This is a genomic window from Salibacterium aidingense DSM 18341, assembly GCF_000429685.1.
Classification (GTDB): Bacteria; Bacillota; Bacilli; order Bacillales; family Marinococcaceae; genus Salibacterium; species Salibacterium aidingense.
On the sequence record NZ_AUCI01000006.1, the window covers coordinates 42,672 to 62,208 of the forward strand.

The 19,537-nt window shown below is 44.2% G+C and carries 23 protein-coding genes and 1 tRNA gene; 7 read left to right on the plus strand and 17 right to left on the minus strand.

Annotation, left to right across the window (positions count from 1 at the left end):
* The first annotated feature begins 33 nt into the window (after positions 1–33).
* Positions 34–534 carry a DUF4825 domain-containing protein gene (locus tag G475_RS0106255; RefSeq protein ID WP_026700539.1) on the plus strand — a complete coding sequence of 167 codons (501 nt, stop codon included), beginning with the start codon at positions 34–36 and terminating at the stop codon, positions 532–534.
* 494 nt (positions 535–1,028) lie between these two features.
* Here G475_RS0106255 and G475_RS0106265 read toward each other — a convergent pair whose 3' ends face one another.
* From G475_RS0106265 to G475_RS27135, 4 genes are all read right to left on the minus strand, one after another.
* Positions 1,029–1,370 carry a HepT-like ribonuclease domain-containing protein gene (locus tag G475_RS0106265; RefSeq protein ID WP_026700540.1) on the minus strand — a complete coding sequence of 114 codons (342 nt, stop codon included), beginning with the start codon at positions 1,368–1,370 and terminating at the stop codon, positions 1,029–1,031.
* Positions 1,367–1,657 carry a nucleotidyltransferase family protein gene (locus G475_RS0106270; protein ID WP_026700541.1) on the minus strand — a complete coding sequence of 97 codons (291 nt, stop codon included), beginning with the start codon at positions 1,655–1,657 and terminating at the stop codon, positions 1,367–1,369. Before G475_RS0106270 ends, G475_RS0106265 begins: the two co-directional genes overlap by 4 nt.
* 203 nt (positions 1,658–1,860) lie before the next feature.
* Positions 1,861–1,936: transfer RNA gene (locus G475_RS0106275), tRNA-Ala, on the minus strand.
* 51 nt (positions 1,937–1,987) lie between these two features.
* Positions 1,988–2,152, minus strand: a complete 165-nt coding sequence (locus G475_RS27135; protein ID WP_156911638.1) for a hypothetical protein — start codon at positions 2,150–2,152, stop codon at positions 1,988–1,990.
* A 193-nt stretch (positions 2,153–2,345) separates the two neighbouring features.
* On the opposite strand from G475_RS27135, the gene G475_RS24380 reads away from it, so the two are divergent.
* Positions 2,346–3,347 carry a potassium channel family protein gene (locus G475_RS24380; RefSeq protein ID WP_051302245.1) on the plus strand — a complete coding sequence of 334 codons (1,002 nt, stop codon included), beginning with the start codon at positions 2,346–2,348 and terminating at the stop codon, positions 3,345–3,347.
* Here the strand turns inward: G475_RS24380 and G475_RS0106290 are convergent.
* Together G475_RS0106290 and G475_RS0106295 are read right to left on the minus strand one after the other, a co-directional pair.
* Complete coding sequence (locus G475_RS0106290) at positions 3,339–3,737, minus strand: YugN family protein (protein WP_026700542.1); 399 nt, start codon at positions 3,735–3,737, stop codon at positions 3,339–3,341. The genes G475_RS24380 and G475_RS0106290 overlap by 9 nt on opposite strands.
* 86 nt (positions 3,738–3,823) lie before the next feature.
* A complete protein-coding gene (locus tag G475_RS0106295) occupies positions 3,824–5,179 on the minus strand; it encodes a glucose-6-phosphate isomerase (RefSeq protein ID WP_026700543.1) in 1,356 nt (451 codons plus the stop codon).
* A gap of 189 nt (positions 5,180–5,368) precedes the next feature.
* Between G475_RS0106295 and G475_RS0106300 the strand changes: the two genes are divergently transcribed.
* Entirely contained in the window at positions 5,369–5,596 is a 228-nt protein-coding gene (locus G475_RS0106300; RefSeq protein ID WP_026700544.1) for a DUF378 domain-containing protein, read from the plus strand.
* Positions 5,597–5,711: 115 nt separating this feature from the next.
* Here the strand turns inward: G475_RS0106300 and yugI are convergent, their stop codons facing one another.
* Complete coding sequence (gene yugI, locus G475_RS0106305) at positions 5,712–6,125, minus strand: S1 domain-containing post-transcriptional regulator GSP13 (protein WP_026700545.1); 414 nt, start codon at positions 6,123–6,125, stop codon at positions 5,712–5,714.
* 138 nt (positions 6,126–6,263) lie between these two features.
* On the opposite strand from yugI, the gene G475_RS0106310 reads away from it, so the two are divergent.
* Positions 6,264–7,634: a sodium-dependent transporter gene (locus tag G475_RS0106310; RefSeq protein ID WP_407636191.1), complete on the plus strand. Its 1,371-nt coding sequence runs from the start codon at positions 6,264–6,266 to the stop codon at positions 7,632–7,634.
* A 311-nt stretch (positions 7,635–7,945) separates the two neighbouring features.
* Here G475_RS0106310 and G475_RS0106320 read toward each other — a convergent pair whose 3' ends face one another.
* Both G475_RS0106320 and G475_RS0106325 read right to left on the minus strand, forming a co-directional pair.
* Positions 7,946–9,130, minus strand: coding sequence for an aminotransferase (locus tag G475_RS0106320; RefSeq protein WP_026700548.1), 1,185 nt, complete (start codon positions 9,128–9,130; stop codon positions 7,946–7,948).
* Positions 9,127–9,624: an Lrp/AsnC family transcriptional regulator gene (locus G475_RS0106325; RefSeq protein ID WP_026700549.1), complete on the minus strand. Its 498-nt coding sequence runs from the start codon at positions 9,622–9,624 to the stop codon at positions 9,127–9,129. Before G475_RS0106325 ends, G475_RS0106320 begins: the two co-directional genes overlap by 4 nt.
* Positions 9,625–9,776: 152 nt before the next feature.
* On the opposite strand from G475_RS0106325, the gene G475_RS0106330 reads away from it, so the two are divergent.
* Positions 9,777–10,391: an isochorismatase family cysteine hydrolase gene (locus G475_RS0106330; protein WP_026700550.1), complete on the plus strand. Its 615-nt coding sequence runs from the start codon at positions 9,777–9,779 to the stop codon at positions 10,389–10,391.
* 186 nt (positions 10,392–10,577) lie between these two features.
* Here G475_RS0106330 and G475_RS0106335 read toward each other — a convergent pair whose 3' ends face one another.
* Both G475_RS0106335 and G475_RS0106340 read right to left on the minus strand, forming a co-directional pair.
* Positions 10,578–11,048: an S-ribosylhomocysteine lyase gene (locus G475_RS0106335; protein WP_026700551.1), complete on the minus strand. Its 471-nt coding sequence runs from the start codon at positions 11,046–11,048 to the stop codon at positions 10,578–10,580.
* A 73-nt stretch (positions 11,049–11,121) separates the two neighbouring features.
* On the minus strand, positions 11,122–11,841 hold the full coding sequence (locus tag G475_RS0106340) for a glycerophosphodiester phosphodiesterase (RefSeq protein ID WP_026700552.1): 720 nt from the start codon (positions 11,839–11,841) through the stop codon (positions 11,122–11,124).
* 178 nt (positions 11,842–12,019) lie between these two features.
* Here G475_RS0106340 and G475_RS0106345 point away from each other — a divergent pair, with 178 nt between their 5' ends.
* The gene (locus tag G475_RS0106345) at positions 12,020–12,607 is read left to right on the plus strand and encodes a biotin transporter BioY (protein WP_026700553.1); all 588 of its coding nucleotides are present in this window, start codon (positions 12,020–12,022) and stop codon (positions 12,605–12,607) included.
* 76 nt (positions 12,608–12,683) lie between these two features.
* On the opposite strand, the gene dctP is transcribed toward G475_RS0106345, so the two are convergent.
* The 3 genes from dctP to G475_RS0106360 are packed head-to-tail and all read right to left on the minus strand — an operon-like array spanning position 12,684 to position 15,693.
* A complete protein-coding gene (gene dctP, locus G475_RS0106350) occupies positions 12,684–13,802 on the minus strand; it encodes a TRAP transporter substrate-binding protein DctP (RefSeq protein ID WP_026700554.1) in 1,119 nt (372 codons plus the stop codon).
* Positions 13,803–13,851: 49 nt separating this feature from the next.
* A complete protein-coding gene (locus tag G475_RS0106355) occupies positions 13,852–15,123 on the minus strand; it encodes a TRAP transporter large permease (protein WP_026700555.1) in 1,272 nt (423 codons plus the stop codon).
* A 27-nt stretch (positions 15,124–15,150) separates the two neighbouring features.
* Entirely contained in the window at positions 15,151–15,693 is a 543-nt protein-coding gene (locus tag G475_RS0106360; protein WP_026700556.1) for a TRAP transporter small permease, read from the minus strand.
* Between the two features lie 445 nt (positions 15,694–16,138).
* On the opposite strand from G475_RS0106360, the gene G475_RS0106365 reads away from it, so the two are divergent.
* Positions 16,139–16,618: a divergent PAP2 family protein gene (locus G475_RS0106365; protein ID WP_026700557.1), complete on the plus strand. Its 480-nt coding sequence runs from the start codon at positions 16,139–16,141 to the stop codon at positions 16,616–16,618.
* Between the two features lie 12 nt (positions 16,619–16,630).
* Here G475_RS0106365 and G475_RS0106370 read toward each other — a convergent pair whose 3' ends face one another.
* The 3 genes from G475_RS0106370 to G475_RS0106380 all read right to left on the minus strand — a co-directional run bounded on the left by G475_RS0106370 (position 16,631) and on the right by G475_RS0106380 (position 19,102).
* Complete coding sequence (locus G475_RS0106370; protein ID WP_035710407.1) at positions 16,631–17,293, minus strand: 3D domain-containing protein; 663 nt, start codon at positions 17,291–17,293, stop codon at positions 16,631–16,633.
* 144 nt (positions 17,294–17,437) lie between these two features.
* Positions 17,438–17,767, minus strand: coding sequence for a YuiB family protein (locus tag G475_RS0106375; RefSeq protein ID WP_035710408.1), 330 nt, complete (start codon positions 17,765–17,767; stop codon positions 17,438–17,440).
* A gap of 129 nt (positions 17,768–17,896) precedes the next feature.
* Complete coding sequence (locus tag G475_RS0106380; RefSeq protein ID WP_035710410.1) at positions 17,897–19,102, minus strand: NAD(P)/FAD-dependent oxidoreductase; 1,206 nt, start codon at positions 19,100–19,102, stop codon at positions 17,897–17,899.
* Positions 19,103–19,537 lie beyond the last annotated feature (435 nt).

Consider the following 19,537-nt stretch of genomic DNA (forward strand, 5'->3'; position numbering starts at 1 on the left):
AACAGACATAACGTTATGTAAGGGGGCATTATAATGAAAAAAATAACCAGATATATTTTCTTTTCATTGTTACTATTATTCTTCCTAAATGGGTGTGGTTCAAACAGTGCCGGAAACGATAATAAAGGTGAGGATATATTTCAATACAAAGGATCTGTAATTGGGGATAACAACGCAGTAATCGATATAATTGGGCAATTACAACACAATACGGAATTTCAAGAAGTTTCACTTGAAACAAAAACAAAGCCCTATGGCTTGACTTTAAACTATGAAAACATTGAAGCAACAATGATAGAAAAGGAATATAAAGAAACAACAGTTTACAATGCTGCCTTTCTATTTGTGTTAATTGATAATGCGGAATGGGCCACCTTTAATTTTGGAGACCATAAATATAAAATTACTAAATCAAAACTACAGGATTGGTATGGTAAAGAGTTAAATGAATTTACTAATGAAGAAGAATTGAAAGCTTTCGTTCAAGAACAGTTGAAAGATGAAAGTAAAGTAAGTCAGCTTTTCACAAATTAGAATACTCATGAATGGGTAATATAACAGACCGCTGAGATGCTGTCTATTTTTTAATGGTTTAGAACCCCCCCTGTCTATGCTATGCCGGGGTTCCAGAAAATCATCGACCTCGAATTTAGGAATAGCCAGTGAACGACACTTGGTCCTTCTTCTATCGGAATGACTTTAGACAAGTATTCCCGTGTCACCCCACCGATGCAAAAAGAGACAGCTGAAAACCTTCGACAAGGCTTTATTTGACTTAGGTTTGCAATATGTTTGCAAGTGACCTCTTACCATAAAAATAACGCCGGGCCGGGGAAATCCCTCAAACCGCGTTATTGGCATCATTATGTATGGTGCACCGAAGGCACTCGATATTCGCTTACAGAGAAGAAACATCAACGTGGATATGCTTCATTGTTTATTTGGTGGAGCATATAGGGCTCGAGCCTATGAACTCCTGGCTGCCAGCCAAGCGCTCTCCCGCCATTACTGGAGACACTGCCCCTTTATTATTGAAGTTCTCTAATTAATTGTTCTAATAATGGCTTTGTGTTCATTAAATCAACCGTAACGACTTCCCATACAATCCGCTCGTCAATACCAAAATATTCGTGTATAAGGATATTTCTTAACCCTATAATATTTTTCCAGGGTATTAGTGAATACTGTTCGCGAATATCCTGCGGAATATATTTGGCTGCCTCTCCGATAACTTCTAGATTTCGAATCACTGCATCAATTAAGAGCTGATTTTTATCAAATTCTGCAAAACTTACCCCTGAAGTGTATTCTTCTATTTTATTGATACAATCCAATATATCTTCCAAATATAAGGTGACTTTTCGTGTCATTTGTAAATGACCTCTCTCAAAATCGATTCTTTAAGCTGTGGTTTCAGTGCTCTTTCGGTAACAAGATCAACTTTTCTATTCAGCTCCTGTTCCAAATACTCTTTTACAGAAACAAATTCCAAACCAATCGGTTTTGAAAATTCAACCAATATATCTATATCACTTTCTTCTGTCTGCTTCTCCCGTGCATAGGACCCAAAATAGCCAATTTTACTAACGTGGTATTTTTCCTGGAGCACGGGTTTAATACGTTTCAGACGCTGATCAATATTTTCTCCTGTAGCCATTTAATCGTCACGCCTTTCATATTAGCTTCCCACTGCCATTATACATCATTTTCCCGTCAAATTATATTCCAGGTAAAAATAACGCCGGGCCGAGGATATCCTCAAACCGGCGTCATTGGCATCATTATGTATGGTGCACCGAGGGCACTGCGATATTCGCTTCCAGAGAAGAAATATCAACGTGGGTGCGCTCATAGTTTATTTGGTGGAGCATAGCGGGCTCGAACCGCTGACCTCTTGGCTGCCAGCCAAGCGCTCTCCCGACTGAGCTAATGCCCCGTGTTGAAACGACAATTTTTATTATAAGCAGGTTGAGACAAACTGTCAATACTAAATCAGCAAAGCAAGCAGTGCCCAGCCGAGGCCCCCGGTCACGCCTGCGGTAAAAGATTCTGCCACTTTTTCTTTGCGCCATTTTTTCTCTTTGGCGTAATCAAAGATCAGCCAGCCGATAAAAACGGCCAGGCCGAAGCTGATCGATTCCAGTAGTATCATGTAGAAATCCCCCCGCCCGCATCTTTTCCCACTTTACCAGATGACGAATGAAACCGCAATGGTCTGGCTATATTGGTAAAAGCAGGATTATAAAAACCGTGTTCCAGGGTATAGACAACACAGACTTTATAAAATTTACTTTCTACTGACAGCCTCCTTCTACACGTCGGGGAGGCAGAAAGGAGTCAGGACAATGATAGATGCAGCGGTGCGTTTTTATGACAGGATTCCCATTCTGGTTCGACTGCTTTTCATTATTGCGGTTATTCTCCTTAGCTTTGCCTGGATACTTTACATACTAGAACCTGATACCTTTTCTACATATTTTGAAGCATTATGGTGGGCCGTCGTAACGTCCACTACGGTGGGTTATGGAGATTTTGTCCCGTCTTCCACCGCAGGAAGAATCTCGGCCATGATTTTAATCTTATTCGGGATTGGGTTCGTTTTGTTTTTTGTAACCAACCTCGCTTCCAGTACCGTGGATGAGCAGCGGCGCTGGCAGAAAGGCACGCTTTCTTCCAGTTTCCATGACCATTATATTATTGTAAATTGGAATGAGCGCTCCCGTCAGTTTATTGACCAAATCCAGCGGGCTTATCCAGAGCGCCCGATTCTGCTTATTGACAACACACTGACGGAAAGTCCATTCTACAATAATAAGAACCTGCAGTTCGTTAAAGGGAATCCTACGTTTCAGGATGTGCTTAAACAATCGAATATCAGAAATGCCAGAGCCTTCATCATTACAGCCGAAGTGGAAGGGTCGGAACAAACGTCAGATGCGCAGTCCATTCTTACCTTACTGACAGCCAAACATTATTGTGAAGAGGTCTACACAGCGGTTGAAATCCTTACTTCCGAACAGCTTCCCAACGCCCGCCATGCAGGAGCTGATGAAATCATTGCTTCCAATATGATTTCAAGTCTTTTAATGACAGAAAGTCTGGAACAGCAGGGAATTGCCGAAACCATTACGTTATTGCTGGATGTCGAAGCCAGTCCCCATTTGCATTCTCTGCCTTGTCCCGACGAATGGATCGGGAAAACATTTGAAGAAGTCAGCCAGGAGGCACGAAAGGAAGAAAACCTGCTTCTCGGCTTAAGCAGTGAGAAACAGACAACACTCAATCCTGAAGGTTCTACGACACTGCATGAAGAACATTCCGTGTTACTGCTTGTATCTTCACGATAATAAGATTTGTTCCAGTTCTTTATTCAACCGTTCCCCCTGTTCCAGGTAAGACGCCGGAACTTCCGCATCCGGATTAACAGGTTCCTGAAACTGATTGACGACGGCATTATGGGGCTCTTCCACGTCATCATTTCCGCGCTGGTATTGGTGCGTCAATACAAAGGGACGGCCGATCGCAACCTTTACTCCTTTCTGTTCCAATTCCCCATCTACAGCCTGGAATGGGACACGGAAAAACTGATAATCTCCGTCTACGGACATTTTATAATCCAGGTAGCCATGATCATACTCCCATCCGCCTCCGATATCATATCCGAGCGGTTCCAGCTTTTTTTCGAGATCATGAAGAACAAATCGGTGCCCTTCGAGTTTGGACTGTATTTCCATCATTTGCAGGTATGCCTCCTTTTTTCTTAATTTCCCCCGCCTGCTTTTTTTCATACAAAAACCCGGAGGCAGTCTCCTCCGGGAGTGGTTTATTCCTTCCATCGTTTTTGCAGGTCCGCCTGCTGCTCTTCAAACCCGGGCTTGCCGAGCAGGGCGAACATGTTTTTCTTATAAGCCTCGACCCCGGGCTGATCAAATGGATTGACGCCGAGCAGATAACCGCTGACGGCGCATGCTTTTTCAAAGAAATAAACAAGGGAGCCGAAATAAAATTCATTTAGCTTCGGGATGGTGAGAACAAGGTTCGGTACTTCTCCATCTGTGTGTGCAAGCAGAGTCCCTTGGAATGCTTTTTTGTTCACAAAATCCATGGATTGGCCGGCAAGGTAATTTAACCCATCGAGGTCATCGTCTGTTTCCGGAATCAGTACATCCTTTCCGGCGTAGTCCACCTGCAGAACTGTTTCAAACAGATGCCTGCGTCCTTCCTGTATATACTGACCCATGGAGTGAAGATCCGTCGAAAAGTGAACAGAAGCTGGAAACACCCCTTTATGATCCTTTCCTTCACTTTCTCCGAATAACTGCTTCCACCACTCGGAAACATAAACTAGACTAGGCTCGTAATTGACGAGCAGTTCGACCGCCTTCCCTTTTTGGTAAAGAATATGACGAAGCGCCGCATACTGATAGGCCTGATTCTGTAATAGCTCCGGTTCCGCAAAAGTTTTTCTGGCTTCCGCGGCCCCGTTCATCATCTGTTCGATATCAAGGCCCGCTGCAGCAATCGGAAGCAGACCGACAGCCGTCAAAACAGAATAACGTCCTCCGACATCGTCCGGTACGACGAAGGTTTCGTACCCCTGCTCCTCCGCCAGTGTTTTAAGCGCGCCTTTTTCTTTGTCTGTCGTTGCGTAGATGCGTTTGGACGCTTCATCCTTTCCGTATTTTTTCTCAAGATAATCCCGGAAAATACGGAAGGCAATTGCCGGTTCTGTCGTTGTGCCGGACTTGGAAATGACATTAATGGAAATATCTTTTCCTTCCAGGCGTCCCATTAAATCATGAATATAAGACTGGCTGAGGTGATGACCGGCAAAATAGATCTCCGGACCGCTGCGGTGTTCGTTTGCCTGCTGATTGCGAAAAGCCGGGGTCAAGCTTTCAATGGCTGCTTTGGCGCCAAGATAAGAACCGCCGATACCAAGGACAAGTAATACATCGGAATCGTTTTTAATTTTTTGCGCGGCTTCTTGAATTCGGGAAAACTCTTCCCTATCGTACGTTTCAGGTAGATCGACCCACCCTAAAAAGTCGTTCCCTGCCCCGGTCTGTTCATGGATAGCAGTATGGGCACTGTGTACGTGTCCCCGCAATTGTTCAAGTTCTTGTTCGTTCAAAAAAGGCAGAGCATTACTGTAATCAAATTGGATATTTTTTCGCATTTTTATTTTCCTCCATTATTTATTCTCTCTCTCAAATGTATAGAAGGGCTCTGCGGAATTCAAGACATTTCCATAATGTAAACGAATTCATGGTGCTGGATATCTTTTTTATCAAAAAGATGTATAAAGCCGTCCTGTTTCATTCATCATAAGGGATAAGCGTGGCATAGGTGAAGGGGGGTGAACGATATGAGCGGAATGCAGCGTACTGCTCTTGTTTTGACCGTTATTGGTGCAGTGAACTGGGGACTGATTGGATTTTTTGGATTTGATCTTATTGCCGCCATCTTTGGTAGTCAGGCGGAAGCTATGTCCCGGGTTATTTATGCGCTTGTGGGGATCGCCGGTCTTTATAGCATTTCTATTCTATTCAAACCGGATGAAGAATTGGAACGAAGCCCCGAACCTCAACGATAAGGTAACTCATATCCCTTTGAAGAATTCGGCTTATCGCCGCTTAAAAGAGGTATACTTCAGCAAAAAAACAAAGAAGGGGCTGATTCCATTTACGGAAAGCCCCTTCTTTGTTCTGTTATTTACGGATTCTTTTATTCAAATCGGCCTGGATTTCATTGGACTGCTTCAGCCAATCCTTCAGTTTATCCTCAAGGGTATTAAAGCCCTGAGTTTTCTGGGTGTTGCGGGGAGCGCCTTTTGGTCCGCCGCTTGGACTGGCTTTTCTTTCTTCCCGTTCTGGGGCCGCCTGGGTATCGCGGATGGAAAGAGAAATTTTACCGTTATCGTTATCAATGGATTTAATCTTCACCTTAACCTCATCGCCGACGGATAATTCTTCGTTTATATCTTTCACGTAGCCATGGGCTACCTCGGATATATGAACCAAACCTTGCTTATTTTCATCCAGAGCGACAAATGCTCCAAATGGTTTAATTCCTGTAATTTTTCCTTCAACGATACTGCCAACCTCGTATTGCTCTACCGACATTCAAACATCTCCTAAATATTTATTAGCTTATAAATTGTAACACAAAAGGGCGGTTCCGGCAATTTTTTTGTGATATCTTTTTCTGTACAAAACACTGACAAAAAACACGTTTTTTCGATATTGTAATGATATGTTTACATGATCGATGAAAAGGAGATGGTTCCCTATATGGCTGGAGAGCAGTGGAAATCGAAAATAGGGTTTATATTGGCCGCAGCAGGATCGGCTATCGGTCTCGGTGCGGTATGGAAATTACCGTACGTAGCAGGGACTAGCGGCGGCGGCGCTTTTTTTCTCGTGTTTCTTGTCTTCACCCTGCTTCTTGGAACGTCACTGTTATTAGCTGAATTTGTCATAGGACGCAAAACACAGAAACCACCGATTCAAGCGTATAAAGAGTTGGCCCCGGGTACTCCCTGGTACTGGGTAGGTATCCTTGGTATTATTTCTTCCTGTTTGATTCTTTCTTTTTACGCTGTGGTCGGCGGCTGGATTCTAACGTATTTCATCCGGAGCCTGACCGGAGGATTGACAGATCCGCCGGAAGGCAATTACGGCATCTTATTTGAATCGATTATTTCAAATCATTGGGAAGTCGGAGCCGCCCATCTCGGGTTTATTGTTATCACCATCCTGATCGTGCAGGGCGGAATTCAGAAAGGAATAGAACGGGCAAGCAGCATTATGATGCCGGCACTTTTCATCATTTTCATCGTACTGGTTGTGCGTTCCTTAACATTAGACGGCGCGATGGAAGGGGTACGCTTTTTTCTGCAGCCTGACCTAGACAGCCTGGATGGTCAAACCATTCTTTTTGCCCTTGGGCAGGCTTTCTTTTCTTTAAGTCTGGGTGTTTCCATTATGGTTACATACAGCTCGTATCTTTCAAAAAAAGAAAGTCTCGTTCGCTCCGCTTCCTCGATCGTTGGACTCAGTATTCTTATTGCTTTTCTATCCGGCCTGGCGATATTTCCAGGAGTCTTTGCTTTTGACCTGGAACCAAATGAAGGACCCAGTCTGATTTTCACTGTCCTTCCCGCCGTTTTTAATGAAATGGCATTGGGTTCTCTGTTTTTTACTTTATTTCTGCTGCTGCTGTTGTTTGCGACGTTAACATCCGCCTTTTCGCTGCTTGAAATCGTCGTTTCCTCGGTTTCTCACAGCAATCCAGGCCGGCGCAGGATAGCAGCCTGGGCCGGCGGGTTAGGAATTTTTATACTTGGGATTCCTTCGAATTTATCCTATGGCCTGCTGTCGGAATGGCTGATTTTCGGCGATATCTTTTTCAATCAAATTGATTTTCTCGTCAGTAATATTCTGCTGCCGGTTGGAGCTCTGTGTATAGCTGTATTTGCTTCTTACTTTATTAAACGCAGCGAACTGCGGGAAGAACTGCTGCGCGGTTCTTCCCTTGGCTCAGGTTTTTTCAGCACCTGGCTGGTTCTTATCCGCTACATTACTCCACTCGCTATTATTGCAGCTTTTCTCCATGTATTAGGAGTATGGTAATGAGCAGCTTCGGCTTTTTTCGAAGCCGGAGTTTTTTATTGTCCAAGTGATTTTTCCTCCAACCAGAAAACGTTTTCGTTCTTCTATATTTTCTTCATTGCCAGGAACTGTATCAAAAGTGCGTTACATGCTGAGGCTGATGCTTGAAAAGGAAACAGGCTAAAGTGGCAGCGCCTGCATGACCAACATCCTGTTGGCCCGGAGTCGCCGCCTTCCGCTTCTGCCTCGATTCCATTTTCTTTATCACAGGAAAGGGGCTGTGCCTTTTGATCCAGCCCTCTAAAAAAAAGAGACCCTTGGCGGGGTCTCGATTACGTGGCATGTTTTCTTAAGAATCGTCCCATTCGTTCCACCGCTGTTTCCAGCGATTCCATAGAAGTAGCGTAGGAACAGCGGATATGGCCTTCTCCCCCCTCGCCGAAGACGTTGCCGGGGACGACCGCGACGTGTTCTTCTTTCAGCAGGCCTTCTGCGAATTCATCCGAAGTCATGCCGGTATCTTCGATGGAGGGAAACGCATAGAATGCCCCGCCGGGACTATGACAGGACAGACCAATTTCGGAGAATGATTTCACGATATAATTCCGGCGCTGTTTGTAACTTGTAATCATTCGTTCGACATCGTCTCTCCCGCTTTTTAGTGCTTCCAGGGCTCCAAATTGGGCCGGTGTGGACGCACACATCATAGTGTATTGATGAATTTTCAGCATGGCAGCCGTGATATCCGGCGGAGCACATACGAAACCAAGACGCCAGCCCGTCATCGCATACGCCTTGGAAAAGCCGGATATCAAAATGGTCCTTTCCTTCATCCCAGGGAGTTTGGCCACACTGTAATGGCTGTGATCGTAACTAAGTTCGGCATATATCTCATCCGATAAAACAAGCAGATCATGTTTTTCTATTACATCAGCAAGCGGAGCAAGGTCTTCTTTTGTCATGACGGCGCCAGTCGGATTATTGGGGAAGCTGAGCATAATGGCTTTGGTGTTTGGTGTAATAACGGATTCCAGCTCTTCTTTTGTTAATTTAAAGGCATATTCTTTTCTTGTGCCGAGCGGTACTGGTTTTCCGCCGGCAAGGGAAACAATCGGGGCATAGGATACAAAACCCGGTTCAACCACAATGACTTCTTCCCCTGGATTCACGGTAGCGCGGACGGCTATATCAATCGCTTCACTTGCCCCTACGGTGACAATCATTTCCTTTTCCGGATCATAGGGGGTCTGAAACTGCTGTTCGAGATATCCGGCAATCGCTTCGCGCAATTCGATAATACCCGGATTCGCTGTATAAGCCGTATAGCCTCTCTCCATGGAATCAATACTTGCTTCTCTTACATTCCACGGCGTGACAAAATCAGGCTCTCCCACACCGAGAGAGATAACATCCTCCATCGTGGAAGCCATATCGAAAAAACGGCGGATACCGGAAGGGCGGATATTCTGAACCGCCTCAGACAATCTGTTCTTCTTTCTCACCGATGGGGAGGTCATGGCGACACCACGATCCTTTTGTCATCATCTTCCCCATCTTCAAAGACCACCCCGTCATGTTTATATGTTTTCAAACGGAAATGAGTGGTCGTGGAAATGACGGACTCAAGCGTGGATAATTTTTCAGACACGAAACCTGCGATATCGGACATGGTATTGCCGTCTATCACGACCGATAAATCATAGGCACCCGAAACGAGATACAGCGCCTTCACTTCCGGAAATCGGTAAATCCGCTCTGCTACCTCATCAAAACCAACTCCACGCTGCGGGGTTACTTTCACATCAATCATAGCCGTAACGCCTTCCCGCTCTTCCACTTTACTCCAGTCCACCACAGCCGCATAGCTGACAATGACGTTTTCTTTTTCTAATTTATTTAAAACCGCCTGTACTTCATCCTCTCTTCGATCCACCATTTTGGCCATCGTCGACACATCCAGGCGGCCGTTTTCTTCCACGAGCTGTAAAATTTCAAGTTCATGCGTTTCCATCTCTGCCTCTCCTTTCAAGCTCACTGACTGTTATATCTTTTCTCATTACCGTCTATCTTATCATATTAACAAGCCGCGGCGTAATTGTATTTTAGATTTAAAATCGTGAAGTTCCGGGAATAGTAGGAAAAGAAGAAACGAGGTGATTTATATTGGCTGAAACACTGCCCCACGTAGAAGAAAAATCATCGACAGCCTTACTTATTTTAGACATGATCAATGACATGGAATTTGAGGATAGGGATTATTTGTTTCCGCATGCGCTCGATGCAGCGAAAAATATTGCCCAGCTCAAGAAAAGCGTGAAAGCATATGGAATCCCTGTCATTTATGTCAATGACAATTATGGGCGCTGGCAAAGTGACTTTCAGGAGTTGGTGGCTCACTGCAAACGGGAAGACGTGAAAGGAAAACCGATTACCGAATGGATCGAACCGGACGACGATGATTATTTTGTATTAAAGCCACAGTTTTCTGCTTTTTTTGCTACGCCGCTGGATTTATTACTCGAATATCTGGAAGTGAAAACATTAATCATCACTGGGGTTGCCGGCAATATGTGTGTTCATTTTACTGCAAATGACGCTTACATGCGGCATTATCAATTATTTGTGCCCGGGGACTGTACCGCTTCCAACAGCTCCAGGGATAATGAACTGGCCCTGGATTTAATGAACCATGTGTTAAAAGCGGACATTACAAACAGCAGAGATTACCAATTAGAAGATCTCATTGCCCAAGCACAAAAATATGACAGGGAGAACTAAAACGGGGCCGGAACAATACCCTTATAAGATAAAAAATTCCGAACGATTTATAGAAACCGTTCGGAATTTTTCGTTATCTGCTTTTTGTCGCTCCGTCAACCTACTGTTTAACAATAGAATACGAATTGTTCAGGTTTTCGCCATTTCTCTTATCTTTTTCCCCGGTTTCGTTTTAACAGAAAGAGATTAAAATACTTTTTTCAATTCTTCTTTATCCTGGGCAAGCCAGTATCTCATCCATTCTTTTGCATTGTCGAGATGATGCAGTTTTGCCTGGCCGCACTGTTCTTCATTTGCTGCCGGAACTTCATCAAGCGTAAGAGAATATTCCATGGTTTTTTCAAGAATATCAATGAGCTCTCCAATTTCCGGCTCACCGTTCATGATTAAATAAAAGCCGGTCTGGCACCCCATCGGTGATAAGTCGATCACTTCAAAATGAGGATATTCTTCAGCGTACTTTCGGATATTCAAAGCCAACAGGTGCTCCAGCGTATGAATCACAGGCGGTGTCATGTTTTCCTTGTTTGGCTGCCCAAAACGAATATCAAATTTATTAACAATGCCATCTGTCCCTATCCGCTGAAAACCGGCGTGTCTGACATACGGTGCTTTGACTTTGGTATGATCCAGCTCAAAACTTTCTACACGTGCCATTTACAACACTCCTTTGTTTTTTCTCTTCTTTATATCATACAATGCTTTCGTTTCCTTTGGCAATCCACACCGTTTATCGACGAAAATGACGCCCCATTCCGATTTCGTCTGTGAATATCGCGTCTGCCCCGGATTTCAACAGCCTTTTCCAGCGTTCCGGCCGATTTACCGTCCAGACATATACCTTATATTCTTTTCGATGCATCCGTTGAATAAATCGAGGGGTAGCCATCCGAAAATGCGGACATATCACATCGGCTCCTGCTGCTTTCAGCCGTTTTTCGGGAAAATAATCCCGCCAATAGGAGAAAGGTTTTCCCGGTTGGCTGGAAAATAAAGATTGACCCACGATCAGCGCAGTCTTCACCTTTTTATCCAGTGCTTTTATCGATCCAATCACTCCCTCTTCAAATGAAGAAAACACGATATTACTGGTGGAAGGCAGGCTGTTCAGCACCTGACGTTCTATTCCTTTTTCTTTTATTTCAATATTGAATCCTATTCCTTCCTCCAGGAGAGGCAGCACATCGGATAATAAAGCAGGAGTCCATCCTTCTTTCTGTTCGGCGCCTGTTCGAAATTCTTCATAGGACATTTCCCGTAACAGCCGGCCGTTCCACCCAGGATTATGGGAGCACACCAGGTTATTATCTTTCATCACTCTAATATCCGTTTCTATCATATCAGCGCCAAGACGCGCTGCCCGTTGAAAAGCTGCCAGTGTATTTTCACGGATCAAGTCATTGGTACTTCCACGATGTGCTATGATTACAAAATCGTTACCTACTCCCATGATTCTCGTTACCCCCGAAATGAATGAGATGGATACTTCCCTTATAAATATAATATACCGAAGTCAAGTCATCGACCTTTTTAACAAGATTTATACGTAAACTCAAATAAAAACTAAGTTGACATACCCTTTCCCTTCCTTTACGATGGAAAAAAGAATACAAAAAGGAGCCTGCATAATGACGTTTAAACCCATCGATATTGTTACTGTCGCTTTATTTGCAGCCTTAATGGGAATTGGAGCAAACATTGCTGCCTTTCTGGTAATCGGCGGGGTTCCTGTGACGCTGCAGCCAATTATTGCCATTCTCGCCGGTGCCCTGCTTGGCAGCCGCCTCGGCGCTTTCTCGATGATCATATACATGTTGATCGGACTGCTTGGAATGCCGGTTTTTTCTGAATTTTCCGGAGGCCTCCGCGCCCTCGTAAGTCCCACATTCGGATTTATACTTACGTTTATTATCATGGCTTTTGTTACAGGAAAAATAATTGAAAGCAAATCAAATCCCGGTCTTCCTACCTTTCTGACCGCCGCTTTTACAAGCCTGGTTATCAATTATGCTCTCGGGACAACGTATATGTATTACGCTTATCAATGGATTGCCGAAGCTCCAGAGGGCTTCAATTATTCCATGGTTTGGGGATGGATGGCCCTTCCGCTGGTTAAAGATCTTATTTTAACCGCATTAACCGCAGCGGCTGTTCCTAAGTTATACCATCTGCTGCAAAGACAGACAACCCTGAACCCGTCAAAGCGGACCGCCTGACCTGCTTTTTCCCAGAAGGATAGCATATTTATCCAATAAAAAAGGAGCCCGTGACCGGGGCTCCTTTTTTCTACATTTATTCTCCAGTAATTTCTTCAATTTCGGTTTCCAGCTTATCTAATATCTCGCCGGCCTGGTCTCCGGCATTTTCCCGATAGTAGTCACGCATAGGCTGAGCAAGCTCCCGGAAAGCATCCCGCTGTTCCGAAGTCAGTTCTGTCACTTCTGTAGGAGTATCTTCATTGTCTTCAATATCAGACAACAGCTCACTATTTAACTCATCCTGCATTTCAAAACCGACATCGCGCATTTCTTCCACCGTTTCATCAATCATAGCACGAATATCCTCCGGCAGATCGTTATAAAAGCTTGGATTCACCGTCATCATTGCTACGTAGGAGTTATGATTCGAAATTGTCATGTAATCCTGTACTTCATGATAGGAGGAATCCGCAATAAAGAAAATCGGATTTTCCTGACCGTCGACGGTGCCCTGCTGCAGACCGGTATAAAGGTCCCCGGCGCTCATAACGGTGGCATCGGCTCCATACTGCTCGTACGACTGCTGGATCAACGGAGAATCCTGTGTTCTCATCGTAAACCCTTCAAAATCGGACGGTTCAATTAGTTCACTGCTTCCGGTCCACTGCATAAAGCCTTCGGTAAAGAAGGAGAGCGGCAGGATATTCTCTTCTTCATATAATCCGGCAAGGTCTTCATTCAGGGCCTCACTGGATTCAAGCAGTTCATGGACCTGTTCCTGATTTTCCGGGAGCAGGAACTGAAGAGCAAAAAGCTGGCCCTCTTCCACCATGGTGCCAGTAAACCCTGGCGAAATGATCGCCATTTCCACCGCTCCACTCTGCAGCTGGCCTACCTGGTCTACTTCTGTACCAAGGCCGCCAAATTCAAATACGTCTATCGATATCTGACCGTCTGATTTTTCTTCCAGCCGGCTGGCAAATTCCTCCGCATATTCGTATTGCATTTGTCCTTCATTTTCTTCGGTCACAAAGCGCCACTCATAGCTTTCTCCCTCAGCAGCTTCTTCTTCACCGCCTCCACTGTCCGTATCTCCACCGGTATCCCCTTCACTGTCTCCTCCTTCATCAGACCCGCCTCCGCCGCAAGCAGCAAGGACGAGCGATGAAGTAAGTGCTGTACTTAAAAGCCAGCTGAATTTCCTTTTTTTCATAAATTTTTCCCCCTTCAACTTATTTAAATCTATATCTCAACTTCCTGCATTACTCAGGCAGCAGGAAGAGAGAAATCTCTGGAAAAATAATCAATAAAATACAAACAATCAGCATCATAATGATAAACGGCGGTGTTCCCCTTATCGTATCAAGGTAGGAACGGTTAAATACTGCACTGGCCGTAAAGATATCCACTCCAAACGGCGGTGTCGCCGATCCCAGAGCGGCCTGGAACGTAACAATAACCCCAAGATGGACCGGATCAATACCTGCGGCAGCTGCAGCTGGTTGAAAAATAGGTGTTAAAATCAAGATGACTACAATCGGATCTACAAACATACAGCCGACAAAAAAGAATATGGAGACAATGATCAGTACTTCTATCGGGCCGGGGTCGCCGGAAAGAAATGTATCGGCAATCAATCCGGGGATGCCGGTAATCCCAAGCGTAAAGGCAAATGCCTGGCCTCCGGCAACCAGTATAAATACAGCAGAAGTAATCAATCCGGTTGAAAGAGCCACACTCGGTACTTTCTTTATACTAAACGAACGAAAAACCAAAAGCTCCAATATCAGAGCATACAGAACAGAGACACCGGCTGCTTCTGTTGGAGTGAAAAACCCGCTGTAAATCCCGCCAATAATAATGACCGGAAACATCAAAGGCAATACAGCTCTCCACGTGAATTGAAGCCGTTGGTTCCATGTCGCTTTATCTGCCAGCGGAATATTATATAAACGGGCGTGTATGTATGCGTATATTGCGAAAAATGCAAATATTAATAATCCCGGCCCGATTCCGGCAATGAACAAATCACCAACCGAAGTCCGCGAAATTAACCCGTATATGATCATACCGATACTTGGAGGTACCAGCAATGCCACATCACTGGCGTTAATGATCAGCGCAATGGCTGTTGAATCTTTATAACCCACTTTTAATAACCGTTCCCGCATCGGGGTTCCGATTGCAACGACTGTTCCCTGCGTCGACCCTGAAATCGAACCGAATAACGTGCAGGCCGCAGCTGTGGTTATCGCATATCCGCCCCGCAGGTGTCCGACAAACGCTCCGACAAAATCAAGGAGACGGTTGGACGTCTTCCCCATCGACATTATATCTGCTGCAAAGATAAATAAAGGGACGGCAAGCAGGATAGGTTCCGAGATACCGCTCATCATCTGCTGAATCATCAGAAATGGTTCCACCTGCGGCAGGAAAAATAACACAACCATAAGCGGAGCCAGAATAAGAGGGATCATCATCGGAAAACCGAGCATCAAAAACACAAATAAAATAATTAATAATGTCGTAACCATCTGCTATTCCTCGCTATTCTGTGTAATTTACGTGGAACTCTGCTGTTCTACTTCCTCTTCTGAGTGGTAATCCTTGCGCTCTGCTGCCAGATAGACGTCTTTATTTCTGACATTCACCCAGAAGTTGCGGAGAAACTGAATGCCGCCCAGGGCGAAACCGATCGGCGCCCATATATTCATCCAGTAGTATGGAATCCGCAGTGCAGAAGTAACCCTTCCGGAAGTAGACTGTACATACTCATAAGAAAAATAGGCCATGGCAAAAAGTATGAAAGCTGTGATAAAGGGTATCGCTGTAGCCAGCGTTTTCCGGAAGGCAAAAGGCACATTATCAAACAGCGCAGACATCGTAATATGTCGTCCTTTTCTTGCTACATAACTGATTCCCATGAAGGTAGCAATGTATAAGGAAAGTTCACTGATCTCTTCAGCAAATGCCCAGCTGTTGCTGAAAAAATTACGGCTGATCGCATTTCCGGCAACCATCACCGTTATTGTTATTATAGCAAAGCTTAATATAAACTCTTCTAACCTGCTTAATCCTTTATCGAGACTTTTTAATAGTTTCATTGATCATCAGCATCCATTCTCCAAAAGAATTCGAGCGCTTGTTCGAAAAAAGCAAGATGCTTATCATCTTACTGGTAAATGCCTGCTTATTCAAACATTATTATCACGGATATCCGCTTATATACAAGAGAGAATCAGGATAAGCTTCAAAGAGACCATCGTATCTGTAACATTCCTGAAACAAATCCGCTCCTTTCCTTCCTGATCCATGTAAAAATAAAACAATAAAACGCTGGCCGCTCTTCCTATGATACAATAATGTATGTGGAACAATGCCATCCAAGTATCCTATCTATAGGATGGACCAATTTTCAAAAATGTGCAAAAAATTCAGATATACAATAGTATAACAGCACAATACAAATTAATAAAGGATTACCTCATCAATCTGTTACCATCTACAGAAGGAAACCATGTTTTATAAGCGAAAGGACGTTCTCGGACTATGGAACTATTGAGCAATTTCCCATTATGGGCCGCGTTATTTTCTATTCTATTCGCCCAGGTTATTAAAATTCCACTAGCGTACATGGCATCAAAAAAATGGGACTTTACTTTAGTAACAAGTACAGGAGGCATGCCCAGCTCTCATTCTGCTGCGGTTACTTCCGTTTCTGTTGCAATTGGTCTCGAACACGGTTTTGATTCCAGTTTCTTTGCCATCTGTATGGTATTTGGTGTTATTGTTTTATTTGACGCTACCGGCGTAAGACGCCATGCTGGTTATCATGCCACCGTACTGAATCAATTGGTGGTGGATTTCAACAAATTTGTGACGGAAGCTAAATCCTGGCAGAAAAAAGAAGAGACAGAGAAACGCGAAGAACTGAAAGAGTTACTCGGCCACCAGCCGATCGAGGTTTTTTTCGGCTGTGTTGTCGGATTAATTATAGCTATGCTCGGCCATTACTACATTGTTGTTTGAAATACTGCTTTATCATAAAGAAGGGGACGGCTGGAATACCGGCAGCCCCCCTTCTTTATTTATAGCATCTAATTCTGATTCCGTTAATGATCCGTCGCCCTCTTGCAATACGTGGACTTTGATCTTACGTTTTCCCCATTCTTCATATACGTCCTCCACAGAGTCATAGTAAAGGTCAAGCTTCTTTCCTTTTATTGCAGAACCTGTATCGGCTACGATTCCATATCCATACTCCGGAATATACAGTATTGTTCCAATGGGAAAGACGGCGGGATCAGCAGCTACCGTCGAAACCTGGTCCCGCCTGACTTTTACCCCGGAATAGGTTACACCATAACCAGGATGTTCCTCTGTTTTTCCTGTCGATTCATATCCCGCTGTATATCCAGTGGCGGTTACCATTTCGGTAAGTCCGTCCTCCACTTTAAAAAGCAGCTCCGCTTCCGGCATATTTTCTTTCGTTTGCGCCGGAACTTCCTTTTTAAAATATTCCGAGTTTGTTTTCATTGGTAGGTGTCTGCTATCCCGTTCCCCCTGGGATGGCTTTTGCATGTAGTCATAGAAATAACCCGGGAGTTCCTGGGCGTTAACGTTAGTAATATAGGAAGCTGTAGTAATAACAGCTAATCCAAACAAAATCACCATAAGTAATCTTCGAATTATGCTGCTTGGCATAGAGATCACTCCTCTCACCAAAACAGCATTTCCAGAAACAGATAATATTATTCTCAGCAGCTTATCTATACAAAATAAAAACTGTTCTCACAGCCGCAATTCGTCCTGCCTCATGACGAAACTGCCTCTGTAAAGAACAGTTTATTAAAACATTTGATACCCTCTATTCCGAAGCATTCTTATCGCGATACCAGCTAAAACCGCTCCAATGAATCCACTTACGAGTATCAGGGCGTCCACCATCTGGAGAGCGGCTATGTCTCTGCCCAATGCCTGAAAGGAGGAAACAGGAGATAAAATATAATCGAATATTCCCACTTCATCGATAATCCATACGACAATAATGGGATAAACCACCGCGATGATCCACGTCGAGCGTAAGATCATATTTAATAAAAATCCTATTCCAAAAAAGAGCAGCAAAAACAGCATCATCGAAATAATGAGCTGAGGTAAACTCTCAATCCCGGTCACTTACAGTCTCACCTCCAGCAATTAAAGCACTGCTTTTCAAAATAGTATTATACAATATAATTATGACGTTTATGTGACGAACCGGAAAGGCCCTGCGGCAAATTTTTAACCGCAGGGCCTGTATTATGCTTAAAGTGGGTTTTTCCCTTTTTTCAGCATGAGGCCGGCGCCCCCGAGAATCCATAAATACCGGTTATCAATCATTTTTTTCATGAAGTTTGCTGAGGTACCGTACAGCTTTTTATTGCCTACCACACCGATTGCTTCTTTTCCGCCAAGAGAAGCTACCGTCCCTTTAATGTCCGGGGTAAATTCCTGCAGTTCTCCCCCTTTAATCAGGGCCAGGAGGTTTTTCGATACAGTCTCTGCCTGCTGCATGGCAATCTGAGCCGTTGGCGGATAAGGGCGTTCGGTTTCTTCATTAATCATAAGCGAGCAGTCCCCAATAATGAATATATTATCTTCTCCCGGTGCACGAAGATCTTTCTCTACTTTTACCCGTCCGCGCATGTTTTCAAAGCCGGACTTTTCAATAACAGGATGTCCGCGTACGCCTGTTGCCCAGATGACAGTCTGTGACTTAATTTCTTCTCCGTCTTTCAGAACCACCCCGTCTGCGGTCACCTCACTGATCGGCTTGTTAATCTTAAATTCTACGCCGCGGTTCTCAAGCAGGTTCATGGCATACTCCACCAGCTCCGGGTCAAATCCAGGCAGTGCCGTTGGAGCCGCTTCGATAACATACATTTTGACTTTATTCTTCGGAACATCGTAATCTTTGCAGAGTTCAGGGATCCGTTCACTCAGCTCTCCGATAAATTCCATGCCGGTAAACCCTGCCCCGGCTACAACAAATGTCAGATAATCATCACGTGGTTCCGGTTCGTTGTTGTACTTGGCGAACAGGTATTCAATATGTTCTTTCATTTCCCGGACACCATTCACGGTCCATTTACTAAAGGCATGTTCAAATACACCTTCGACCCCAAAGGTTTCCGGAACGGCTCCAAGGGCCGTAACCAAGTAGTCAAATTCCATTTCGCCTGTTTCTTTCAGGATGACCTTGTTTTCTTCTTTCTTAATTTCTTCCACTTCATCCTGAAGGAAATGAATTTTATTGCGGTTGATAACGGAATCCACCGGCATCCGTGTGCGGTCCGGGTGCATCGTTCCCGCAGCTGGTTCATGAAGCCAGGTGGTTTGATAATGATAGTTATGTTTGCTGATTAAGGTTACATTTGCGTCACTGTGTCCGAATTCTTTCGCAATCTTTGTGGCCGTAACCATTCCGCCGTAACCTGCGCCTAAAATTAGTATGGTTGGTTTGGTCGCCATTGTCATCACATCCAATTTTAAATTATCGTCATTCTTATCCTACCCGAATTGCTGTGAAGCATTTAATATAACCCGCATGTGATTCATTTCACGTATGCAGGTTTAGAAAAAACGTCTCTTCTATAAAAAAGAAAAAAGACGAAAAGTGTGAAAGAAATCTGTGTATTTTTCTCACTTTTTTCTCTTTCAAAGTCACAAATCAGTCATAAATCACATCTTTTATGATATTTCTTTTTTTTACGTTTTTCAACCATTTTCTTAAAAACTTCTCACAAAACATGTCAACCAAGAGTATTTGGAGGACAGTCCTCCTCTTTGGCTTCCCGCTAATCGGTTCAAAAGCTGATTTGGATAGCATTAAGGTGTTGGACTCTGCCATTCGTGACTTCCAACAATGCCTCCAGTGGTAAGAACAGCAATGCCACGCAGTACTTA